This is a genomic window from Desulfovibrio sp. Fe33, from assembly GCF_028532725.1.
GTDB lineage: Bacteria > Desulfobacterota > Desulfovibrionia > Desulfovibrionales > Desulfovibrionaceae > Pseudodesulfovibrio.
Window position 1 is genome coordinate 23,727 of record NZ_JAQKGU010000004.1, and the last position, 20,507, is coordinate 44,233.

Annotated in this window: 14 protein-coding genes, 2 tRNA genes and 1 pseudogene; 13 read left to right on the forward strand and 4 right to left on the reverse strand. The window is 62.2% G+C overall.

The features are described from left to right. Positions 1-7 precede the first annotated feature (7 nt). Positions 8-202: pseudogene (locus tag PSN43_RS15975) on the reverse strand (DUF6538 domain-containing protein); the annotation flags it as partial. Between the two features lie 153 nt (positions 203-355). Next, positions 356-442: transfer RNA gene (locus PSN43_RS07085), tRNA-Leu, on the reverse strand. Between the two features lie 161 nt (positions 443-603). Here PSN43_RS07085 and PSN43_RS07090 point away from each other — a divergent pair. Next, the gene (locus tag PSN43_RS07090; protein WP_272700032.1) at positions 604-1,509 is read left to right on the forward strand and encodes an AEC family transporter; all 906 of its coding nucleotides are present in this window, start codon (positions 604-606) and stop codon (positions 1,507-1,509) included. A gap of 254 nt (positions 1,510-1,763) precedes the next feature. On the opposite strand, the gene PSN43_RS07095 is transcribed toward PSN43_RS07090, so the two are convergent. Further along, entirely contained in the window at positions 1,764-3,464 is a 1,701-nt protein-coding gene (locus tag PSN43_RS07095) for a methyl-accepting chemotaxis protein (protein WP_272700033.1), read from the reverse strand. 172 nt (positions 3,465-3,636) lie between these two features. Here PSN43_RS07095 and PSN43_RS07100 point away from each other — a divergent pair, with 172 nt between their 5' ends. From PSN43_RS07100 to PSN43_RS07120, 5 genes are all read left to right on the forward strand, one after another. Continuing rightward, on the forward strand, positions 3,637-4,854 hold the full coding sequence (locus PSN43_RS07100) for a bifunctional folylpolyglutamate synthase/dihydrofolate synthase (protein ID WP_272700034.1): 1,218 nt from the start codon (positions 3,637-3,639) through the stop codon (positions 4,852-4,854). A gap of 13 nt (positions 4,855-4,867) precedes the next feature. Beyond that, the gene (gene selA, locus PSN43_RS07105) at positions 4,868-6,274 is read left to right on the forward strand and encodes an L-seryl-tRNA(Sec) selenium transferase (RefSeq protein WP_272700035.1); all 1,407 of its coding nucleotides are present in this window, start codon (positions 4,868-4,870) and stop codon (positions 6,272-6,274) included. 12 nt (positions 6,275-6,286) lie between these two features. Continuing rightward, on the forward strand, positions 6,287-7,666 hold the full coding sequence (locus PSN43_RS07110) for an aminopeptidase (RefSeq protein WP_272700036.1): 1,380 nt from the start codon (positions 6,287-6,289) through the stop codon (positions 7,664-7,666). A 227-nt stretch (positions 7,667-7,893) separates the two neighbouring features. Beyond that, a complete protein-coding gene (gene selB, locus PSN43_RS07115; protein ID WP_272700037.1) occupies positions 7,894-9,801 on the forward strand; it encodes a selenocysteine-specific translation elongation factor in 1,908 nt (635 codons plus the stop codon). A gap of 31 nt (positions 9,802-9,832) precedes the next feature. Beyond that, positions 9,833-10,579: a lipid-binding SYLF domain-containing protein gene (locus tag PSN43_RS07120; protein ID WP_272700038.1), complete on the forward strand. Its 747-nt coding sequence runs from the start codon at positions 9,833-9,835 to the stop codon at positions 10,577-10,579. Between the two features lie 10 nt (positions 10,580-10,589). On the opposite strand, the gene PSN43_RS07125 is transcribed toward PSN43_RS07120, so the two are convergent. Beyond that, positions 10,590-10,665: transfer RNA gene (locus PSN43_RS07125), tRNA-His, on the reverse strand. Between the two features lie 67 nt (positions 10,666-10,732). Between PSN43_RS07125 and murA the strand changes: the two genes are divergently transcribed. The 7 genes from murA (at position 10,733) to metG (ending at position 20,333) form a co-directional block, all read left to right on the forward strand. Next, complete coding sequence (gene murA, locus PSN43_RS07130; protein ID WP_272700039.1) at positions 10,733-11,989, forward strand: UDP-N-acetylglucosamine 1-carboxyvinyltransferase; 1,257 nt, start codon at positions 10,733-10,735, stop codon at positions 11,987-11,989. Between the two features lie 286 nt (positions 11,990-12,275). Further along, entirely contained in the window at positions 12,276-14,741 is a 2,466-nt protein-coding gene (locus tag PSN43_RS07135) for a DNA internalization-related competence protein ComEC/Rec2 (RefSeq protein ID WP_272700040.1), read from the forward strand. A gap of 44 nt (positions 14,742-14,785) precedes the next feature. Beyond that, positions 14,786-15,649 (forward strand): HDOD domain-containing protein, encoded by an 864-nt coding sequence (locus tag PSN43_RS07140; RefSeq protein ID WP_272700041.1) that lies wholly within the window; start codon positions 14,786-14,788, stop codon positions 15,647-15,649. Next, positions 15,649-16,530: an MBL fold metallo-hydrolase gene (locus PSN43_RS07145; RefSeq protein WP_272700042.1), complete on the forward strand. Its 882-nt coding sequence runs from the start codon at positions 15,649-15,651 to the stop codon at positions 16,528-16,530. The genes PSN43_RS07140 and PSN43_RS07145 overlap by 1 nt, the downstream gene beginning before the upstream one ends. A gap of 110 nt (positions 16,531-16,640) precedes the next feature. Then, positions 16,641-17,036, forward strand: a complete 396-nt coding sequence (locus tag PSN43_RS07150; protein WP_272700043.1) for a response regulator — start codon at positions 16,641-16,643, stop codon at positions 17,034-17,036. Between the two features lie 177 nt (positions 17,037-17,213). Beyond that, the gene (locus PSN43_RS07155) at positions 17,214-18,344 is read left to right on the forward strand and encodes a PSP1 domain-containing protein (protein WP_272700044.1); all 1,131 of its coding nucleotides are present in this window, start codon (positions 17,214-17,216) and stop codon (positions 18,342-18,344) included. A 45-nt stretch (positions 18,345-18,389) separates the two neighbouring features. Then, complete coding sequence (metG, locus tag PSN43_RS07160; RefSeq protein WP_272700045.1) at positions 18,390-20,333, forward strand: methionine--tRNA ligase; 1,944 nt, start codon at positions 18,390-18,392, stop codon at positions 20,331-20,333. Positions 20,334-20,507: the final 174 nt, after the last annotated feature.

A 20,507-nucleotide genomic window follows, 5' to 3' on the forward strand; every position in this document is an offset into this window, starting at 1 on the left:
TCATCTTGGTCAGTATTCGTTTTACGCCCGAGGCCAATATTCGGGCCTTGGGCCTTGCCTCGGCCAGGTAGCCCGTCTGGAGAGACATCCTGACTTCGGAGCGGCCCAACGAGTCCCGCAGGTCGTGCGGGATGACGTGGCGAAAGTAATAGATTGAGCCCTTCCGGTAAAGGTGGTTCGGGGAACGCGCGATTTGGGGCATGTGACGTCTCCGGCGGTAGACGATTCCGGGTACTTTGACCCATCACTTTGACCCCTTGGGGTCAAATCACGCCAAAATGCAGATAGACATGTAACTTGCCGGATAAAAAAGAAAAAGGGTTGCAGCTGTTTAGCCACAACCCTTGTTTCATTCTGGTGCCGAAGAGAAGACTCGAACTTCCACGGGAATACTCCCACTAGACCCTGAACCTAGCGTGTCTACCAATTCCACCACTTCGGCACGTTCAAGGCGAAAAGGCTTATATATGCCGCGCCGACGGTTTGCAAGAACTTTTTGCGGAGAAAGTGAAGAAGGGGAAAGACCGGGCCGTTGTGACCGGCGAACTCCTTGAAATCACCGTTAAATTCCGGTAAATGATAATCACATATCCGGAGTTTCTCATGGAAAATCTATTGTTGCTCGGCGTCTGCTTCCTGCTGGGTGTGGGGTTGCGGAAGACCGGCATCATCGACGAGCGCGGGACCGCTGGCCTGAACGCGGTCATTATCCATATGTCATTACCCGCCCTGGCGCTGTTGCACGTCCACGACCTGCATATCAGCCCGGGATTGGTGCTGCCCGCCGCCATGCCCTGGATCGTGTTCGGCGTGGGGTGGCTGTTTTTCAACTTCTGGGGCCGCCGCCTGGGGTGGGACCGCGCAACCGTGGCCTGCCTCGCCCTGACCGGCGGACTGGGCAACACCTCCTTCGTGGGACTGCCCATGATCGAGGCTTTTTTCGGCAAGCAGTATCTCGGCGTGGGAATGCTGTGCGATACGGCGGGGTCCTTCATGGTCCTGGCCCTGCCCGGCATCATCCTGGCCGCCAGGGCGTCCGGACAGGGCGTGCGGGGGCGGGAGCTCGCGCGCAGGGTGCTGCTCTTTCCGCCGCTGGTCGCCATCGTTCTGGGCTTCGCCCTCCAACCCGTGCCGTACCCCGAGTGGTTCAGCGGATTGCTCGGACGTCTTGGGGCGACCCTGAGTCCTCTGGCCCTGCTTTCCGTGGGGCTGACCCTGCGTTTCGAGGCCATCCGGGGGAGGGGCAAAGAACTGGTTGTCGGACTGGGCTACAAGTTGGTCCTGGCTCCGATCCTCATTTTCATCCTGTATGTCCTGGTGCTTGGAAAGACCGATATGGTCACCATCATCACGGTTTTCGAAGCCGCAACGGGGCCCATGATTAGCGGCGGCATCGTCGCGATGACCTATGGCGTCCGCCCTCGGCTCGTGGCGGGAATGCTGGCGGTGGGCATCCCGCTTGCCTTCCTGAACCTGTCCTTGTGGCAATGGATGCTCAAGGCCGTTTGATCCGGTCTGCTCAATACAAGTGGGGAATTGTTTTTTACACGGTAAGAGGGAAATCAGGTATTGAAAGCCGCTTTGCGGCGACAGTCGGGTGATTTCGCCTCCGGCGGGCAAGGGTTCGCACCCTTGCATCCCCTGTATGCGCCTTCGGCGCGGGCTTATCCGGTCGAAAAAGCTGGGAGTTTTTTGCAGGACACAAAGAAAGGGCGCACCGCGGTATTGCGGCGCGCCCTTTTTGTTTCGCGGGGTGTCCCGGTCTAGAACCGTTCGAAGTCCTCGTCCTCCAGGGCGGAGTTCATGTCGAGGTCGACTCCCGTCTTTGCGGGCGCGGTCGGCCGGGATGGGGGCAGTTGCCCTTGGGGGGCACGGGATACCGTCGTCCGGGCGGGACGGGCGGTGGTTCGGTTGTCGATGGTGAAGAATTGCATCGCCTGCTGGAGTTGGGTGGCCTGGGTGGTGAACTCGCGGGCCGCTGCGGCCAGTTCCTCCGAAGCCCCGGCATTCTGCTGAATGACGCCGTCCAGTTCCTGGATGGCCTTGTTGATCTCCCTGGCTCCGGCGTTCTGCTCGGAACTGGCAGCCGAGATTTCCTGGACCAGGTCGGCCGTCTTGCGGATATCCGGCACCATGCGGGTCAGCATGGCTCCGGCCTCGTCAGCCTTGGCCAGGGTGACGGTGGACAGCTCTCCGATTTCCGACGCGGCGGCGCCGCTTCGTTCGGCCAGTTTGCGCACCTCGGCGGCGACCACGGCGAATCCCTTGCCTGCCTCACCGGCGCGGGCCGCCTCGATGGCCGCGTTCAGGGCCAGCAGGTTGGTCTGCCGCGCGATTTCCTCGATGATCGAGATCTTTTCGGCGATGTTCTTGATCGAGTGGACCGCCTCCATGACGGTCTCGCCGCCTTTCTGGGCGTCCTGGGCCGTCTGGTGGGCCATGCGTTCGGTCTGGGCGGCGTTCTCGGTGTTTCGTCCTATCTGGCCGATCATCTCTTCCATGGCGGCGGAGACCTCTTCCACGGATGCGGCCTGGCGGTTGGCCCCGTCGGCCAGGGAAGTGGCCGATCCCGTCACCTCGGAACTGCCCGAGGCCACCTGGTCAGCGCCGTCCTTGGCCTGGCCCACGATCTGCCGCAGACGTTTGACCATGACTCCCAGCGAGGCGGTCAGCCTGCCGGGTTCGTCGGTGTAGCCGGATTCGATGTCGCGGGTCAGGTCGCCCGAGGCTACCTGGTCGGCCAGCCCCAGGGCTTCGTTCAGGGGGGTGACGATGGAGCGGACGATGAGCAGGCAAACGGGCAGGATAATCAGGGCGAACAGGCCGATCACTGCCCCGCCGATGCCCCATATGTAGGAAGAGGCGATGCCTTCCACCTTGTTGGTGATGTTCAGCTTTTCCGCTTCGACATTGTCGAGGTACACGCCGGTGCCTATCCACATGTCGGTGCCGGGAATGAGCGCCGCGTAGGAAAGTTTCGGCTGGTCGCCCTTGCCGGGCTTGGGCCAGATGTAGGTCAGGAATCCGCCGCCGTTATGGGCGATCTTGTTCAGTTCGGAAACCAGGGCGATGCCGTTGGGGTCCTTGAGGCCGGACAGATCCTTGCCCTGTTTGGAGTGGTCGGGGGGCAGGGCGACGTTGACGGTGCCGTTGTAGACGAAGAAATAGCCGGATGCGTCATCTTCGAAGCGGATTTTGTCCACCAGCTTGCGGATGTGCTCAACCTTGGCGTCGGCATCGTCGATGTCGGCGATTGCGGTGCCGACCGTTTCCGCCATGGACTGGGTGGCGACTTCAAGCTTGCGCTTTTCGCCTTCGAGCATCGCCGTGGCCGCAAAATCCACGCCGACATTCTTGACCTTGTTCACGCCGTCGAGGAAGGCCAGGGTAAACCCCGCCACGAACAGCACGATAAGGCAAATCAATAATAAAATTCTGGTCTTGATCGTGAGCTTTCTGAGCATTCGCTTCTCCTTGAAGTGTGGGGATGCTCACGCCTACCACACTTTTTCCGATTTGCTTCATGGCGGTGCGCGATTTATAATGGGTCGTGGCGATCGTAACATGCCGCACCGCCCTTTTCAGGTCTTGACGCGGGTGTTCCATACCGATCTCTTTCCTGATAGGAAGGCCCTCGTGAAACGCTTCAGCAACTACTCGGAATTGACCGACTACATGGACAGGCTCGGCCTGTTCCACATGGATTTGAGCCTTGCCCGCATGGAGGCCTTCCGGGATGCCCGGGGGCTGTCCGGTGTGGAGACGGTCCATGTGGTCGGCACCAACGGCAAGGGATCCACCACGACCTTTTTCTGTTCGCTGGCCCGTGCGCACGGGCTCAAGGTGGGAACATTCACCTCTCCTCATTTCGTCTCCCCTCGGGAGCGCATCCAGGTTAACCGGCGTATGCTCACGGAGGCCGCCTGGGTCGATCTGGCCAACGAAGTCATGGCCGTGCCCGGCGGTGAGGAGTTAACCTATTTCGAGTTCCAGACCTGCCTGGCCATGGTCGCCTTCGAACGGGCCGGGGTGGATTTGGCCGTCATGGAGGCCGGACTGGGCGGGCGGTACGACGCGACGAACGTGTTCCGGCCCGGGCTGACTCTGTTCACGCCCATCGGCATGGATCACGAGCAAATTCTCGGCCCCACTCTCGGCGACATCGCCCGGGACAAGGCCGGGGCGATCCACGAAGGCGGAGTGGCCATGACCGGCCCCCAGGAGCCCGAGGCCATGATCCAATTGCAGGAGCGCGCCGAGCAGGTTCGGGCGCGGCTGGTCTATGCCGTGGACGCGGCCGGACCTGTGGACCGCGAGCGGCTCGGCCTCAAGGGCATTCATCAGACGGCCAACGCGCGTCTGGCCCTGGCGGGCTGGCGCTGGTACGCGGCGGGGCGGTCCATCCCCACCGATCGCGTCATAGAGGCCTTCGGCCTGGAAAGCGCCTTTTTGCCGGGCCGCTTTCAGCGTGTGGAGTTGGACGGCCGGGAGATCATTCTGGACGGCGCGCACAACGCTCATGCCCTCAAGGCCCTGAACGCCGCACTGGACGCCGACGGCATCCGGCCAGGCCGGGTGATCTTCGCCTGTCTGCGCGACAAAACCCTGACCGACATGCTGCCGCTCATCCGCACCTTGACGGACGGCCCAATCCTGGTTCCGGCCATGGAAGGGGAGCGGGCTTCCGACAACCATGCCCTCGCCTCGGCCATCGGGGAACGGGCGTCGGCGTCGGAGTCCTTGGAGGCGGCGCTGAAATCGGGACCGGACACGGACGGGCCGACACTGGTCTGCGGGTCCTTGTATTTGCTTTCGGAGTTCTATATTCTGTATCCTCGTTTTCTCACCGCCTAACATTGGACTACTCATGAGCAATCTTTTCAGGCATCTGCCCTCCGTGGACGAAGTTCTTTCCGTCCTGGCCGGGGCGGAGGGAATCGACGGGCTTCCCAGGCCGCTGGTCAAGAACCTGGTCAACGAGTTTCTGGATATCTGCCGCGAGGAAATCCGCGCGGGGGCGTTTTCCAGGGCCGAGGAGTTGTCGGCGGGGGCTCTCGCTTCCCGGATGACCGCCTATGTCCGGTCCAAGGCCCGTCCCCATTTCCGTCGGGTGCTCAACGCCACTGGCGTGGTCATCCACACCAACCTGGGCCGGTCGCTGTTGGCCAAGCCGGCCATCGAGGCCGTGGCCGAGGCGTGCGGGCATTACTCGAATTGCGAATTCGACCTGTCCACCGGCAAGCGCGGAAGCCGCTATTCCCACGTGGAGCAAATTCTCTGCGACATCACGGGAGCCGAGGCCGCCCTGGTGGTCAACAACAACGCGGCCGCCGTGTTCATCATGCTCGAAACCCTGGCCAAGGGGCGCGAGGTCATCGTTTCGCGCGGCCAGTTGGTGGAGATCGGCGGCTCCTTCCGAATTCCGGACGTCATGGCCAAGTCCGGGGCCACGCTTCGGGAGGTCGGGGCCACCAACCGCACTCATGTTCATGACTATGAGGGAGCCATCGGCGACGAAACCGCCGCGCTCATGCGCGTGCATACCTCGAATTTCCGTGTGGTCGGCTTCACCAAGGAAGTTTCCCTGGCCGAACTGCGCGTGCTGGGCGACCGCTACAACCTGCCGGTTATCGAGGACCTGGGGTCCGGCACCCTTTATTCCCTGGAAGGGGAAGGGCTGCTCGGCGAACCCACGGTCCAGCAGGTGGTGGCTCAGGGCGCGGACGTGGTCTCCTTCTCCGGCGACAAGGTTCTGGGCGGTCCGCAGGCGGGCGTCATCGTCGGCCGCCGGGAGTACATCGACCGCATCAAGAAGAATCCGATCAACCGGGCCATGCGCATCGACAAGATGACGCTGGCCGCCCTGGAGGCGACCCTTCGCCTGTACCTCGACATGGGCGAGGCCCGGCGCAGGATTCCCACGCTGAGCATGATTACCGCTTCGCCCGAGGCGCTCAAGTCCAAGGCCCGGAGGCTGGCCGACGCCGTGCGCGAGTCCCTGGGGGACCGGGGCGAGGTGAACATGCGCAAGGGCTTTTCCCGCGTGGGCGGCGGCGCGTTTCCCGAGTATGATCTGCCCGGCACCATGGTGGCGGTGACGGTTCTGGGAGTGGCCGTGGAGGACCTGCGCGACGCACTGCTCGACACCGACCCGCCTCTGGTGGCACGCATCGAGGACGATGAATTTTTGCTGGACCCGCGAACCCTGGCGTCCACCGAACTCAAGCTGGCCGCCCACGCCCTCGAACAGGCCGTGGCCGTCCTGACAAAATAGAGAGGATTCAGAATGAGCAAGCTGCAACTGGAATACGAACCCAAATCCGCCTGGGAGGCGTTCGCCTCCGACGAGCATCGGAAGGCCATGGACGAGATGGCCGCCAATTATGTGAAATTCCTGAGTGAATGCAAGACCGAACGGCTGGTCATGGATTATGTGCGTGAAAGGATCGGCGAAGCCGGTTTCAAGGACGACTTCGGCGGGGCGCGGGTTTTCCGATTCAATCGGAACAAGACCTGCTTCCTGGCCCGGAAGGGCAGGCGGCCCCTGTCCGATGGTTACCGCCTGGTCGGAGCCCATGCCGACTGCCCGCGCCTGGACCTCAAGCAGCGTCCGCTCTATGAGGACCTGGATATCTGCCTGGCCAAGACCCACTACTACGGGGGCATTCGCAAATACCAATGGCTGACCATCCCCCTGGCCCTGCACGGCACGGTGGTCAAGAAGTCCGGTGAGACCGTCTCCGTGCGCATCGGCGAGGACATGTCCGATCCGGTCTTCACCATCACCGACCTGCTGCCGCATCTGGCGTACAAGGAAGTGGTCAAGAAGGTGGAGGACGCCTTCGAGGCCGAGAAGCTGAATGTGGTCCTGGGACAGTCCCCGGTTCCGGCCGAGGACGGCGAAGAGAAGGCCAAGGAGCCGGTCAAGCGCATGGTGCTGGAGATTCTGCACCAGCGGTACGGCATCGAGGAAGCCGATTTCCTGAGCGCCGAGATGCAGGCCGTGCCCGCCGGTCCGGCCCGTTTCGTCGGCCTGGACGAATCCCTCATAGGCGGCTACGGCCATGATGACCGCTCCAGCGTGTTTTGCGCACTTGAGGCCCTGTTGGCCGAGCCCGAGCCGGAGTATTGTCAGATAGTCCTCTTCTGGGACAAGGAGGAGATCGGTTCCGAGGGGGCCACCGGCGCCAAGTCCTATTTCTTCGAATACTGCATGGAGGAGCTGGTGGACGCCTGGGAGCCGGACGCGCGCCTGTCCGCCGTGCTGATGAAAGGTTCGGCCCTGTCCGCCGACGTGTCCGCCGCCATGGACCCGGACTATAAGGACGTGTACGAGCCGCTCAACGCCGCGCGGCTGGGCTACGGCCCCTGCTTCAACAAGTTCACCGGCCACAGGGGCAAGGTCGGAGCCAACGACGCCCATCCCGATTTCATCGGCTGGCTGCGTTCCATATTCGACGACGCGGGCATCCCGTGGCACATGTCCGAGCTGGGCAAGGTCGACGCGGGCGGCGGCGGCACCGTGGCCAAGTTCCTGGCCGTCTACGGCATGGACGTCATCGACGTGGGCGTTCCGGTCCTGTCCATGCACTCGCCCTTCGAGCTGGTCTCCAAGGCGGACATCTACGCCTGCGTCCTGGCCTTCAGGGAGTTCCTGAAGCGGTAGCGGCGGGACGGCGACGCGCAAATGAATGGGCGGCGGGAAGCATTTCCGCCGCCCTTTGTTTTTCCGGGCGCGCTGTCATGCCCCGGCGATCGCGGGTCCGGATCGCCGAGGGCCTATGTTTCGCCTTCCGGGACGAGGCTCGGTCTTGTTACACGGCCCGTTTTTGCCTACCATGTCTTTTCGTCACACTCTGAATCTCAACCAGAACGCAACGGGGAAAACGCACTATGCCCGTCATCATGGGAACCGCCGGCCACATCGACCATGGCAAGACCACGCTCATCAAGGCCCTCACCGGCATCGACTGCGACCGGCTGTCCGAGGAAAAGAAGCGCGGCATCACCATAGAATTGGGGTTCGCCTTCCTGGACCTCGGCGAGGACAACCGCCTCGGCATCGTGGACGTGCCGGGCCACGAGAAATTCGTCAAGAACATGGTCGCGGGCGCGGCGGGCGTGGATTTCGTGGTTCTGGTCATCGCCGCCGACGAGGGCATCATGCCTCAGACCCGCGAACATCTGGAAATCTGCCAGCTTCTCGGCGTGTCCGCCGGGCTGGTGGCCCTGACAAAGATAGATATGGTCGATGAGGAATGGCTGGAGATGGTCAAGGAAGAGGTGGCCGCCTATCTGGAACCGACTTTCCTTGGCGGCGCGCCCATCCTGCCCGTGTCCGCGCACACGGGGCAGGGGCTCGACGAGCTCAAGGCCGAACTCCGGAAGCTGGTGGCGGAGTTCAAGCCCAGGCGGCGTTCGGACCTGTTCCGCCTGCCCGTGGACCGGGTTTTCACCATGAAGGGCCATGGCACCGTGGTGACGGGGACCATGATTTCCGGGGCCATTTCCCTGGGCGAGGATGTGACCCTCTATCCGGGCTCGACCACCTCCAAGGTGCGCGGGCTGCAATCCCACGGCGAGACCGTGGAGACCGCCCAGGCGGGGCGGCGCACCGCCGTGAACTTGGCGGGCCTGGAAGTGGACGACGTCCGCCGGGGCGACGTGCTGGCCCGGCCCGGCTCCCTGTTCCCGTCCGACGTCTGGGACATCGAGCTGACCGTGCTCGAATCCTCCCGCCTGCCCCTCAAGCATCGGCGGGAAATCCATTTCCATCATGGCGCGCGGGAAGTCCTGGCGCGCATCCATCTCCTGGACCGCGACGAATTGGCGCCGGGCGAGACCGCAGTGTGCCAGGCGCGTTTTTCCGAACCCATGGCCGGGGTGTGGGGCGACCGGGTCGTGCTGCGTTCCTTTTCGCCCCTGCGCGCCTTTGCGGGCGGGCGGGTGATCGGCCCCGCCGGGCACAGCATCAAGCGTTTTTCCAAGGATGTTGAGCTGCTGGGGCAACTTGCCTCGGACAAGCCCGAGGAAGTGGCCTCGGCGCAGTTGGAGCTGGCCGGGCCCAAGGGCGTCAGCTTCGCCGAGCTGCTGACCATGACCAACCTGGAGACCAAGGGACTGGAAAAGACCCTGGGACTGCTCGGCGGTCAGCAGCGAGCCGTGCTTTTCGACAAGGAGTCCCGCCGGTATGCGGGCGGTGCTTTGGTCGATCGGCTCGCCTCCGGACTGCTCGATTTCCTGGCGGAATATCACCGCAGGGAATCCATGAAACCCGGGGTACAGCGGGGCGAACTGGCCTCGTCCTGGGGCCGGGAGCTGCCTCCCAAGCTCATGCATTATCTTTTGGAGCGGCTGCTCAAGAAGGGCGACATCGAGGCCGATCAGGAAGTCTTCCGGCTCAAGGGGCACAAGGTGTCCCTCGCCTCGGACCAGGCCAAGGTTCGCGAGACCATACTCGACGCCTATTCCCAGGGCGGGGCCACGCCGCCCAATCTCAAGGACGTCCTCGAATCCCTCGGCATGGACGCCAAGCAGGCCGCGCCCGTGCTGCGGCTTCTTCAGGATCAAGGGGATTTGGTCCGCATCAAGGACGACATGTATTACCATGCGCCTGCCCTGAACGGGATACGGGAAAGCATCATCGGTTTCTTTGCCGGTCACGAGGAGATGTCCGCGCCGGACTTCAAGGATATTACCGGGCTGTCCAGAAAGTACCTCATTCCGGTTCTTGAATATTTCGACAAGGAAAAATTGACCGTGCGCGTGGGCGACGTCCGCCGCCTGCGCAAACGTTCTTGACAGGGTAGGACGCACACCTTAGGGCAGGGCTATGTCGATACGCGTAAGCTACATCGTGTCCGTTTTGCTGCTTCTGGCCCTTCTTGCCGGATGCGGCGTCACCTCCGCAAAGAATGCGGCGACAGACCGGGGAACGGCTCAGGCCCTTGTGGATGAATCGTCCGGCCTGCTGGCGCAGTTGCTGGAAGACGACAAGGACGGCCGTCTGCGCCGTCTGCTTGGCGAGGCCAAGGGGGTCGTGATCCTTCCGGCGGTGGGCGACGTGAGCTTCATCTTCTCGCTCGGCGGCGGCAACGCGCTGCTGATCGCCCGGCCCGGCGGGGAATGGACCGGCCCGGTCTTCATGTCGAGGACCTCTGTGGGCATGGGGTTTCAGGCGGGCGTGACCAAACAGTCCGGCCTGCTGGTCATCATGCATGAGGACGACGTCCGCTATATTCTGGAGACGGGCGCGGTGTTGCGCGGCCAGGCCCGGATCGTCGCGCTGAACGCCGAATACGACGTCAACGAGACTCCCGAGTTCTACGAGTCCGGGGATATCTATTTCGTGGGAGGACGTTCCGGCCTGTATGCGGGCATGGCCCTGAACACCGGCGGTTTTTCCAATCGCACAGGGCTGAATCAGGCCTATAGCGGCGTGGAGGGCGGTGCTCCCGATACCATCCTTTTCGAGAAAAAAACGAGGCCCCATGGCGCCGAGCGGCTGCTGGAGCTGCTCGACGGGACGGGTTCCGCTTCCCCTGAAAACGAAAAGGACGGAACCGAAGTTCCGTCCTGACAAGTTCGTCTGGGGTGAGTGATGGGACTTGAACCCACGGCCACCTGGGCCACAACCAGGTGCTCTACCAACTGAGCTACACCCACCGTGTGAGGGGCTGGTTTAACCAAGCTTTTTCCCACGGTCAAGCAAAAGAATCAAAAAAGGATACACATGGATAAACTTATCATTGAGGGCGGCGTTCCGCTTCAGGGCAGCATTCAGGTCAGCGGCGCGAAAAACGCGGCCCTGCCTATTCTCATGGCCTGTCTCCTGGCCGAAGGAAAGGTCTCCCTGACCAATGTTCCGCGTTTGGCGGACATCCGCACCTCCTTGAAGCTGCTCAACATTCTCGGGTGCGAAACCACCTTTGAGGAGAACGCCGCCACCAGCCTGTGCACAGGCCTCAAACCCGAGGCCCCCTATGATCTTGTCAAGACCATGCGCGCCTCGGTCCTCTGCCTCGGACCGCTTCTGGCGCGGCTGGGCGAGGCCAAGGTCGCGCTGCCCGGCGGCTGCGCCATCGGCGCGCGTCCCGTTGACCTGCATCTGCGCGGCTTCGAGCGGATGGGCGCGGAGTTCGAGATCACCGAAGGCTACATCAAGGGCGTCTGCAAGTCCGGCCTCAAGGGAGCCCGCATCACCTTGGACTTCCCCACCGTGGGCGGCACCGAAAACATCCTCATGGCCGCGACGTTGGCCGAGGGCGAGACCGAAATCGAGAACGCGGCCCGCGAACCCGAGGTTGTTGACCTGGCCAATTTCCTCAACGCCTGCGGGGCGAAGATTACCGGGCAGGGAACCAGCGTCCTGCACGTCGAGGGCGTATCCTCCCTGAAAGGGTGTGACTACCGCATCATGCCTGACCGCATCGAGGCCGGGACCTACATGGTCGCCGCGGCCATCACCGGCGGCGAGCTGGAGATTCTGGACTGCCCGTTCCATGACCTGGACGCGGTCAGCTACAAGCTCCGCGAAATGGGCATCTGGCTCCAGGAAGAGGAAAATTACGTTCTGGTCCGCAGGGCCAACGGGCTGCTTGAGAACGTGGACGTGACCACGCTTCCGCACCCCGGCTACCCCACGGACATGCAGGCTCAGCTCATGGCGCTCATGTGCTTCGGCAAGGGCACCGGGACCATTGAGGAGAAAATCTTCGAAAACCGTTTCATGCACGTCCTTGAACTGGTTCGCCTGGGCGCGGACATCCGGCTCAAGGGGCGGACCGCCATGGTCCATGGTGTGGGCAAGCTCAAGGGCGCGCCGGTCATGGCGTCCGACCTTCGCGCCAGCGCCTCCCTGGTTTTGGCCGGGCTGGCGGCCGAAGGCACGACCACCATTGAGCGCATCTACCACCTCGACCGGGGTTACGAGAACATAGAAGCCAAGCTTTCCGGGGTAGGCGCTCGCATCAAGCGCGTCAGCGGTTAGGCGTCGACGCTTGCAGAAAGAATGGCCGGGCTCTTCGCTGAGTCCGGCCTTTTTTCGCGCCTCGGGATTTCCCCCCCCCCAGTGGAAATGCCGCGTGTTCCGGTAAGTTCGGGAAACGAGAAAACCAGTGGTCGGCATCCCTTGCGTAAAAGCGGCCACCCGTTCTCAACGCGCATGAAAGGTTCGGGAAATGGCGGACATAAGGGAGTATATCCTCTTTCTCAACGGGTGGGTTCCTGATAACGGAAGGGGGGTGAGGGATGCTTGCTGGACATACGACGCGTCGATGCCGGGGCTGTTGCCGTGGCAGACCTATCTGCTCGCCTTCACCTTGGGAATCCTGGGAGTTCGTTCTCCCCTAGCTTCAGCCGTAGCCTTGCCGCTGTTGGCCGTGGCCGATCGCGTCCTGCGGGGACCAGCGTGCCGGTTGCCCGTGTGGGCCTTGCTCCTGTGCGCTGTTTTCGGTTTCGCGTATGCCTCCCAGCGGACGCCGGAATTGCCCGAAGCCATACCTGAGCGGGTGGCGGCCCGGGAGGTGGTGGTCCTGCGCGGAGTGGTCGACCGGGCCGAGCCCCGGTCGGGGAACCGCTTGCGGGTGATCCTGGACCAGGCGGTTCTGGAGGGGGAGGACGGCCAGTCGGAGGATGAGCCGCTGCCCGGCAAGGTGGCCCTGTCCATCCGCAATTCCGACTATACGCCGCTGCCTGGACAGCGGGCGCGCGTCGTGTGCAGGGTCGCGCCGGTGCGAAGTTTCGGCAATCCCGGCATGTGGGATTTCGAATGGTATTGGCAACGACAGTCCGTTTTTTGGCGGGCCTGGCCTGCGAGGCGGAATAATCCGGTCTGGGGAGAGCGGCCCGGGGCGTCCCTGGCAGGAATGCGGTCGGCCTTGCGTTCGCTGGTGGCCGGGAGGCTCCCGGACACCAGGGGCGGGGCCATGGTCCTGGCCCTGACCACGGGCGACCGTTCGCGCCTGGATCAGGCCACCATGGACGCCACCAGAAGCGCGGGACTGGCTCATACCCTTGCCCTGTCCGGCCTGCATGTGGGGTTTGTGGCCGCTATGGGGTTCGCCCTGGCCTGGTTGGCCGGCCGGTTGCGCCCGAGGGTGTTGCTGCGCCTGCCGCGTCCCAAACTGGCGGTGCTTCTGGGCGCGCCTCTGGTCCTCGCCTATGCCTGGCTCGGCCAGCCGTCCGCTTCGCTGATCCGGGCGTCCGTCATGTTCGGCTTCTGGGGAGCGCTCCTGCTCCAGGGGCGGGGCAGGGTGCTCATGGACGGATTGTTTTTCGCCCTTGCGGCCATAGTCTTCGTCTCGCCCCTGTCCGCGTTCGATCTCGGTTTGCAGATGTCCCTGGCCGCCGTGGCTGGGATCGGCCTGCTTTATCCGCTTTTTCGGTCCTTCTTTTCCGCCGGGCGGAGCCTGCCCGCGCGCCTTTTTTACTGGGCGGCGGGCGTGATCGCGGTCAGCGTCTGCGCTTCCGTGGCCATCATGCCGCTGGTTTCCTTCTACTTCGGAACGTTTTGTCCCAACCTGCTGCTGAACCTGATCTGGCTGCCCGTTCTCGGCTTCGCCGTTATGCCCCTGGGACTGCTCGGAATGCTGCTGGCTGTTCCGGCCTGGACCGCTCCGGCCGGAACGTTCCTGCTGGGCTGGGCCGCCAGGATCGCGGACGGATTGATTTCCCTGCTCGATGCGGCGCAGGGGGCCGGACTCACGCCGGTCTTCGCGGTTCTTCGTCCCATGTGGCCCGAGTTGCTCGGCTTCACGCTGCTTCTGGTCACGGCTGCCGTTTGCCTTCGGGGGCGCCGGGTCCCGGCTCTGTTGGCCGGAATCGGCTTTGTCCTTCTCGTTGCGCCGCATGTCATGGTCATGGTCGAGGACAGCCGCGACCGGACGAGCCTCGCCATGCTCGACGTGGGCCTGGGGCAGTCTCTGGTCGTGTCTCTGCCCGGCGGGCACCGTTGGCTGGTGGACACCGGCGGCGGATCGCCGACCTTCGATCTGGGCGAGGCCGTGGTCGGACCGAGTTTGACCATTGGCAGGCCGCCCCGGCTGGACGGGATATTCCTGTCGCATCCGGACGTGGATCATAGCCATGGGCTGCCGTATCTCATTGAGCGTTTCGACGTCGGCGCACTGTACACCAACGGCATGTCGCCGCGCGGATTGACCGGCGAGCGGTTGCGGCGTGTCCTGCCGGGGAGCGGGGTGGAGCCCGTCGCCCTGTCCGCCGGTGATTCGGTGGCGTTGACGTCCGGCGCGAGATTTTTCGTGCTGCATCCGGGCGAGGAGTGCGCCGCGACCAAGGCCAATGAACGTTCGCTGGTCCTGCGCCTGGAGCGTGAGGGCCGTTCCCTGGCCTTGCTGCCCGGCGACGTGGGCCGCAGCGGCATACGGGAATTGCTCCGCGGCGGGACCGACCTCGCGGCCGAGGTTCTTGTCCTGCCTCACCACGGTAGCCGGGGCAGCTTCGCCAAAGGCTTTTATGCGGCGGTGGGGCCGAGGGCGATTCTTTGCTCCAACGGATACTTGAATCGGTACGGGTTTCCGGCCAGGATGGTGAGGGAGGCGGCTTGCGCGTCGACGGAAGGCGGGTTCTGGACCACGGCCAGAAACGGCCGGGTGGTCTGCATGTGGGATGGGCCGGACGGCGCGTTGCAGGTGTCGGCATGGCTTGCGGGCTCTGCTTGCCAGAGGAGCACTCCTGATATAGGAGTGCGTATAGGTTCTGTATCGAGAACGGATGAGTGAGACCGGCCGCAACCGGAGCCGGTCCCGCCAGGATGGATGGTTTCATGAACGATGACATAAGACGGAAAATGCTTGAAGCCGTGGAGAGGATGCCCGCCTTTCCCGAAAGCGTGCACCAGGTCGTGGAGCTTGCCGGGGACATCAACTGTTCCCAAAAGGACCTGGTGGAGGTCATCAAGCTTGACCCCGTCTTCACTCTCAAGATTCTGCGTCTGGTCAATTCTCCTTTTTTCGGTCTTTCCAGGGAAATATCTTCCATCAGCCATGCCAGCGTCTACCTTGGCCTGAACACGCTCAAAAACGTGGCCCTGGGACTTGCCGCCGTGGGGGCCATCCCCAAGGCCGCATCCCAACGGTTGGACATGGGCGCGTTCTGGCTGCATTCCCTGGCCGTTGCCTCCTGCGCGTCCATGCTCGGCCGCAGGCTCGGCATTCCCCGCGACGATGCGGCCAATTATTTCGCGGCCGGTCTGCTGCACGACATCGGCAAGGTGGTTTTCGCCCTCTACATGCCGGACGAGTATGCGACCATAGCCAGCGAATGCGCGGAGCCGGGCACCGTCCTGCACCGCTGCGAATTGAAAACCATCGGCATCACCCATGCCGACATAGGCGGGCTTCTGGCCGGGAAATGGCATTTGCCCGTGGAACTTCGGGAGGCCATAGCCACCCACCATTCCCTTGGCGACGGCGGATGTTCCCTGGTCAACGACTGCCTGTTCGCCGCCAACCAGATAAGCAAGAAACTGTCCTTCGGTTCGGCCGGAAACTATGAGGTGGAGCCGATGCCTTCCGGGGTGGCCGACCGTTTCGGCGTGACCTTGGACGAGCTCATTGCGGACCTGCCTTCCCTTGGCGAGGAAGTGGAGAACGCCCGTATATTCATCAAGCTTGGGGAGGCCCGCTGATGCGCATTCGGTTCCGAGGCACGCGCGGTTCCCTGCCTGTTCCCGGGCCGAGGACCGTTCGGTATGGAGGCAATACCACCTGCATCGAGGTGCGGGGGGACCATGGAGGGCTGCTCATTCTCGACGCGGGAACCGGCATCCGGGGACTGGGGCGTGAGCTGGTGGCGGAAGGGGTCGCGTCCTGCGACATTTTCATCTCCCACCTCCATTGGGATCATATTTCCGGGTTGCCGTTTTTCCTTCCGCTTTTTCTGCCCGGCCGCCGCGTGACCCTCTACGGCCCCGCCGACCCCTTGAATATGACCGGTATCGAGGCCGCCCTCGACCGGCAGATGGAATACCCGTTTTTTCCGGTGCGGGCCGCCGAACTTTCCGCAGAACTCGAATGCCGCACGTTGTCCGAAGGCGAGACCGTGGACTTGGGGTTCGCCCAGGTTTCCCCGCTGCTCATGAATCATCCCGCGCCGAATTTCGGCTACCTTGTGCGATGCGACGGCAAATCCATGTTTTTTACCGGCGATCATGAGCCTTTCGTTAATATCTATTCGCCGGGCGACAAGGATTTCGAGATGTACGCGGAGCTGGTCGAACAGCGCAACCGGGCCATTCTCGACCGTCTGCGCGGCGTCGATCTGCTGGTCGTCGACGCCCAGTACACTTCGGAGGAGTTCGCCGTGAAGCGGGGATGGGGCCACGGCTCCATGGATTCCGCGCTGGAAATGGCTCGCGACGCCGGGGCGGAACTCGTCGTGCTGACCCACCACGACATGGAGCGTTCGGACGAGGACCTGGACGAATTGGACGCCCGGTTGCGGGCCGGATGGAAGGAAAGCGGCGTGCGTTTCGAGCTGGCCCGTGAGGGCATGGAATTCGAATTGTAGGCGGGAGTCCGGCCGATCCCGTCATGGCGAACTGTTGCGCTTTTCTTGAGAAAGTGAGATTGAAACGTAACTCCAACCCCGAGATGGTCAGACAGATAGGAGGGCGAGACATGAAAGCGTTGATCGTGGATGACGATTTTTACAGCAGGAACATGATTCATGAGATCCTGCGCCAAGTCGCCAAATGCGACATCGCCGTTAATGGCGAGGAGGCCATCGAGGCCTTTAAACGCGGTCTGCTGGACAAGGCCCCCTACGATCTGGTCTGTCTTGATCTGCTTATGCCTGAACTGGACGGCCAACAGGCCCTGCGCGAAATCCGCGCCTTGGAGCAGGAGCACGGCATCAGCCCGCACAGCGAGTCCAAAGTCATCGTCACCACCATGCTCGCGGATGAAAAGGAAACCCACGACGCTTTTTTCCTCGGAGGGGCAACCTCCTATCTGGTCAAGCCCATCGACGAGGAAAAGCTCATGGACGAGATCAAGAGCCTGGGGCTCATCTGAAAAAAGCCTCCTGGCCGATTCGCAGATATTACAGCCGGATGCCGTGCCATGAGGCGGCATCCGGCTTCGCGTTCCAAACGGATTTGAAGTTGAAGCCGTTTTCTAATATGTTGTTTCTCTTTGCGCGATACTCACTCCCCCCGCAGACAGGGGGTCTTTCATATAGGATACTTATCCATGAGCCAAATACTTGGTGTTAAATTCAATGATTACGGACAGGTGTATTATTTCGGCTCCGGCCCGTTCGTAGTCCGCGAAGGGCAGCACGTCATCGTCAAGACCGACCAGGGCATGGGGCTGGGCAAGGTCATACTTGTTCGCCAAGCCCCCAAAGAGGGGGGCGACGAGGATGAAGACGGCCATAAAGTCATCTACAGGCTGGCCAACGAAAAGGACATGGAGGCCGTGGCCGAGAATGAGGTTCTCTCCAGGGATGCCTTCAAGTTCTGCCGCGCCTGCATCAACACTCACAAGCTGGGCATGAAGCTGGTGGATGTGGAGGTTTTTTTCGATCGATCCAAGATGGTCTTCTATTTCACCGCGCCTGGCCGTATCGATTTTCGCGAGCTCATCAAGGATTTGGTCAAGGAATACCGCACCCGCATCGAGCTTCGGCAGATCGGCGTTCGCCATGAGACCCAGATGCTCGGGGCCATCGGCAACTGCGGCCAGATGTGCTGCTGCCGCCGGTTCATGCGCAAGTTCGTGCCCGTGACCATCAAGATGGCCAAGGAACAAAATCTTTTCCTCAATCCTACAAAAATTTCAGGAATTTGCGGGCGTCTGCTTTGCTGCCTGAGCTTTGAACAGAAGGGGTATGAGGAGTTTCACGGCATGTGCCCGCGCGTAGGCAAGAAGTACCAGACATCGCTTGGGGCGATGAAGGTCCTTCGTTCCAATTTCTTCAAGAAATCCCTTTCGTTGCTTGACGAAAATTTCGAAGAGCAGGAAGTTTCCATTGACGAATGGAATGAAATAGTTAACAAGCCGCCGAGCGACGAGGCCAAGGCGGAAGCCAAGGCCCGGGCCGCCGCCCCCAAGGGGCGCCGAGGCGGCCGACATCCCGTGCCGTCCGGCGCGGTGAACGGCAACGGCGGCAGTGAGCCCGCCATGCCCGAACAGGACGCGGAACCCGACACAGAGGCCAAATCGGTCAGGGACGAACGCAAGCGACGTCCCCGCAGGGACGTTCCGCGCAAGCCGGATGTTCCCGAGCAGGCTGCCGCCGTTTCCGAAGACGGCGACGACGCCAAGTCCAAACGCGCACGCAGACCCAGAAGACGCAGGCGCAGGCCTCCCAAGAAGTAACGCCCGTTCGGGCGCACGATTTCGCCACGACAAGGAGAATCCGAATTGCAACGCTTTTACATCACCACGCCCATTTATTACGTAAACGCCAAGCCCCATCTGGGTCACGCGTATACTACCACCGTGGCCGATTCCCTGAATCGCTTCCACCGGCTCATGGGCGAGGAGACCTACTTTCTGACCGGCACCGACGAACATGGAGACAAGATCGTCCAGGCCGCGGAAAGCAACGGCCAGACACCGCAGGAGTATGTTGACGTCATCAGCAAGCTCTTCGAAAACCTCTGGCCGAACATGAAGATTTCCAACGACGACTTTATCCGCACCACCCAGCCGCGGCACAAGGAAGTGGTCAAGCAGATCCTGCAGAAGGTCTACGACGCCGGGGACATATACTTCGGCGAATACGGCGGCCACTACTGCTTCGGCTGCGAACGGTTCTACACCGAGAAGGAACTGGTCGACGGACTGTGTCCGGACCACCTGACCAAGCCCGAGTACATCGCCGAGAAGAACTATTTCTTCAAGATGTCCAAGTACCGCGACTGGCTGCTGGAGCATATTAAGACGCATCCCGATTTCATCCGGCCCGAGCGGTACAAGAACGAAGTCGTTTCCCTGCTCGAATCCGGCGAACTCGAAGACCTCTGCATCTCCCGGCCCAAGTCCCGCCTGACCTGGGGCATTGAGCTGCCTTTCGACTCCGATTACGTCACCTACGTGTGGTTCGACGCGCTCATCAACTACGTGGCCGCCCTGGGGTATCCCGACGGCGACAAGTTCAAGAAGTTCTGGCCCGCGGCCAACCATCTGGTGGCCAAGGACATCCTCAAGCCCCATGCCATCTTCTGGCCGACCATGCTCAAGGCTGCGGGCATCGAGCCGTATCAGCACCTCAACGTGCACGGCTATTGGCTGGTGGAGGATACCAAGATGTCCAAGTCCATCGGCAACGTTGTCGAGCCGCTGGCCATGAAAGACGCCTACGGCCTGGACGCCTTCCGCTATTTCCTGCTGCGCGAAATGTCCTTCGGCCAGGATTCCAGCTTCTCCGAAAAGGCTCTGGTCGGCCGTCTCAACGCGGACCTGGCCAACGATCTGGGCAACCTGTTCAACCGCACCCTGTCCATGACCCACAAGTACTTCGGCGGCCATATTCCCAGGCCCGACGTGGAGGACGTGGTGGACGCGGAGATCAAGAAGCTCGGCCAGGATGCCATGCAATCCTTCCAGGACTTCTTCTCCGAGCTGAAGTTCTCCCGCGCGCTTGAAGGACTCTGGGAGCTGGTTCGCGGCCTGAACAAGTATATCGACGAGACCGCCCCGTGGACGCTCTTCAAGCAAAACAACACCGGGCGGCTGTCCACGGTCATTTACGTGCTCCTCGAGAACATGCGCAAGATCGCCGTGCATTTGTGGCCGGTCATGCCCGAGGCTTCCGAGAAGATGCTGGAACAGTTGGGCATCGCTTTCGCCCCGGAAAAGGTCAACCTGCCCAAGGAGCTGGACGTCTGGGGTCTGCTGGAGTCCGACATCGCCGTGGCCGAGACCTCCAATCTCTTCCCCCGCGTGGACCCGCCCGAGGAAGAGGCCCAGGACAAGCCCGCCCAAAAGGCCAAGAAGGCTTCCAAGAAGGACGACAAGGCGGCCGAAGAGGCTGTTCCCGAGATCGAATTCGAGGATTTCCAGAAGGTTGATCTGCGTGTGGGCACGGTCAAGTCGGTGGAGAAACACCCCGACGCCGACCGGCTCCTGCTCGTCAAGGTCGATACCGGCGACAAGGATCTGCGGCAGGTTGTCGCGGGCATCGCCGATTTCTTCACCCCCGAGGACCTCGTCGGCAGACAGGTGGTCGTGGTCGCCAACCTCAAGCCCCGCAAGCTTCGCAAGCAGCTTTCCCAGGGCATGATCCTGGCCGTCAAGACCGACAAGGGCATGGAGCTTCTGACTCCGTCCGGGGAGGTCGTTCCCGGCAGCAAGGTCAGCTAGCCGCCGACATCAAATGTCATGTGGAAAGGCCTCCGTTCGGGGGCCTTTCTTTTTGGGGTGTTTCCTCTTTCTTTTCTTGAAGAGGGAAATCAGGTGTTGAAAGCCGCTTTGCGGCGATAGTCGGGTGATTTCGCCTCCGGCGGGCAAGGGCTCGCACCCTTGCATCCCTTGTAT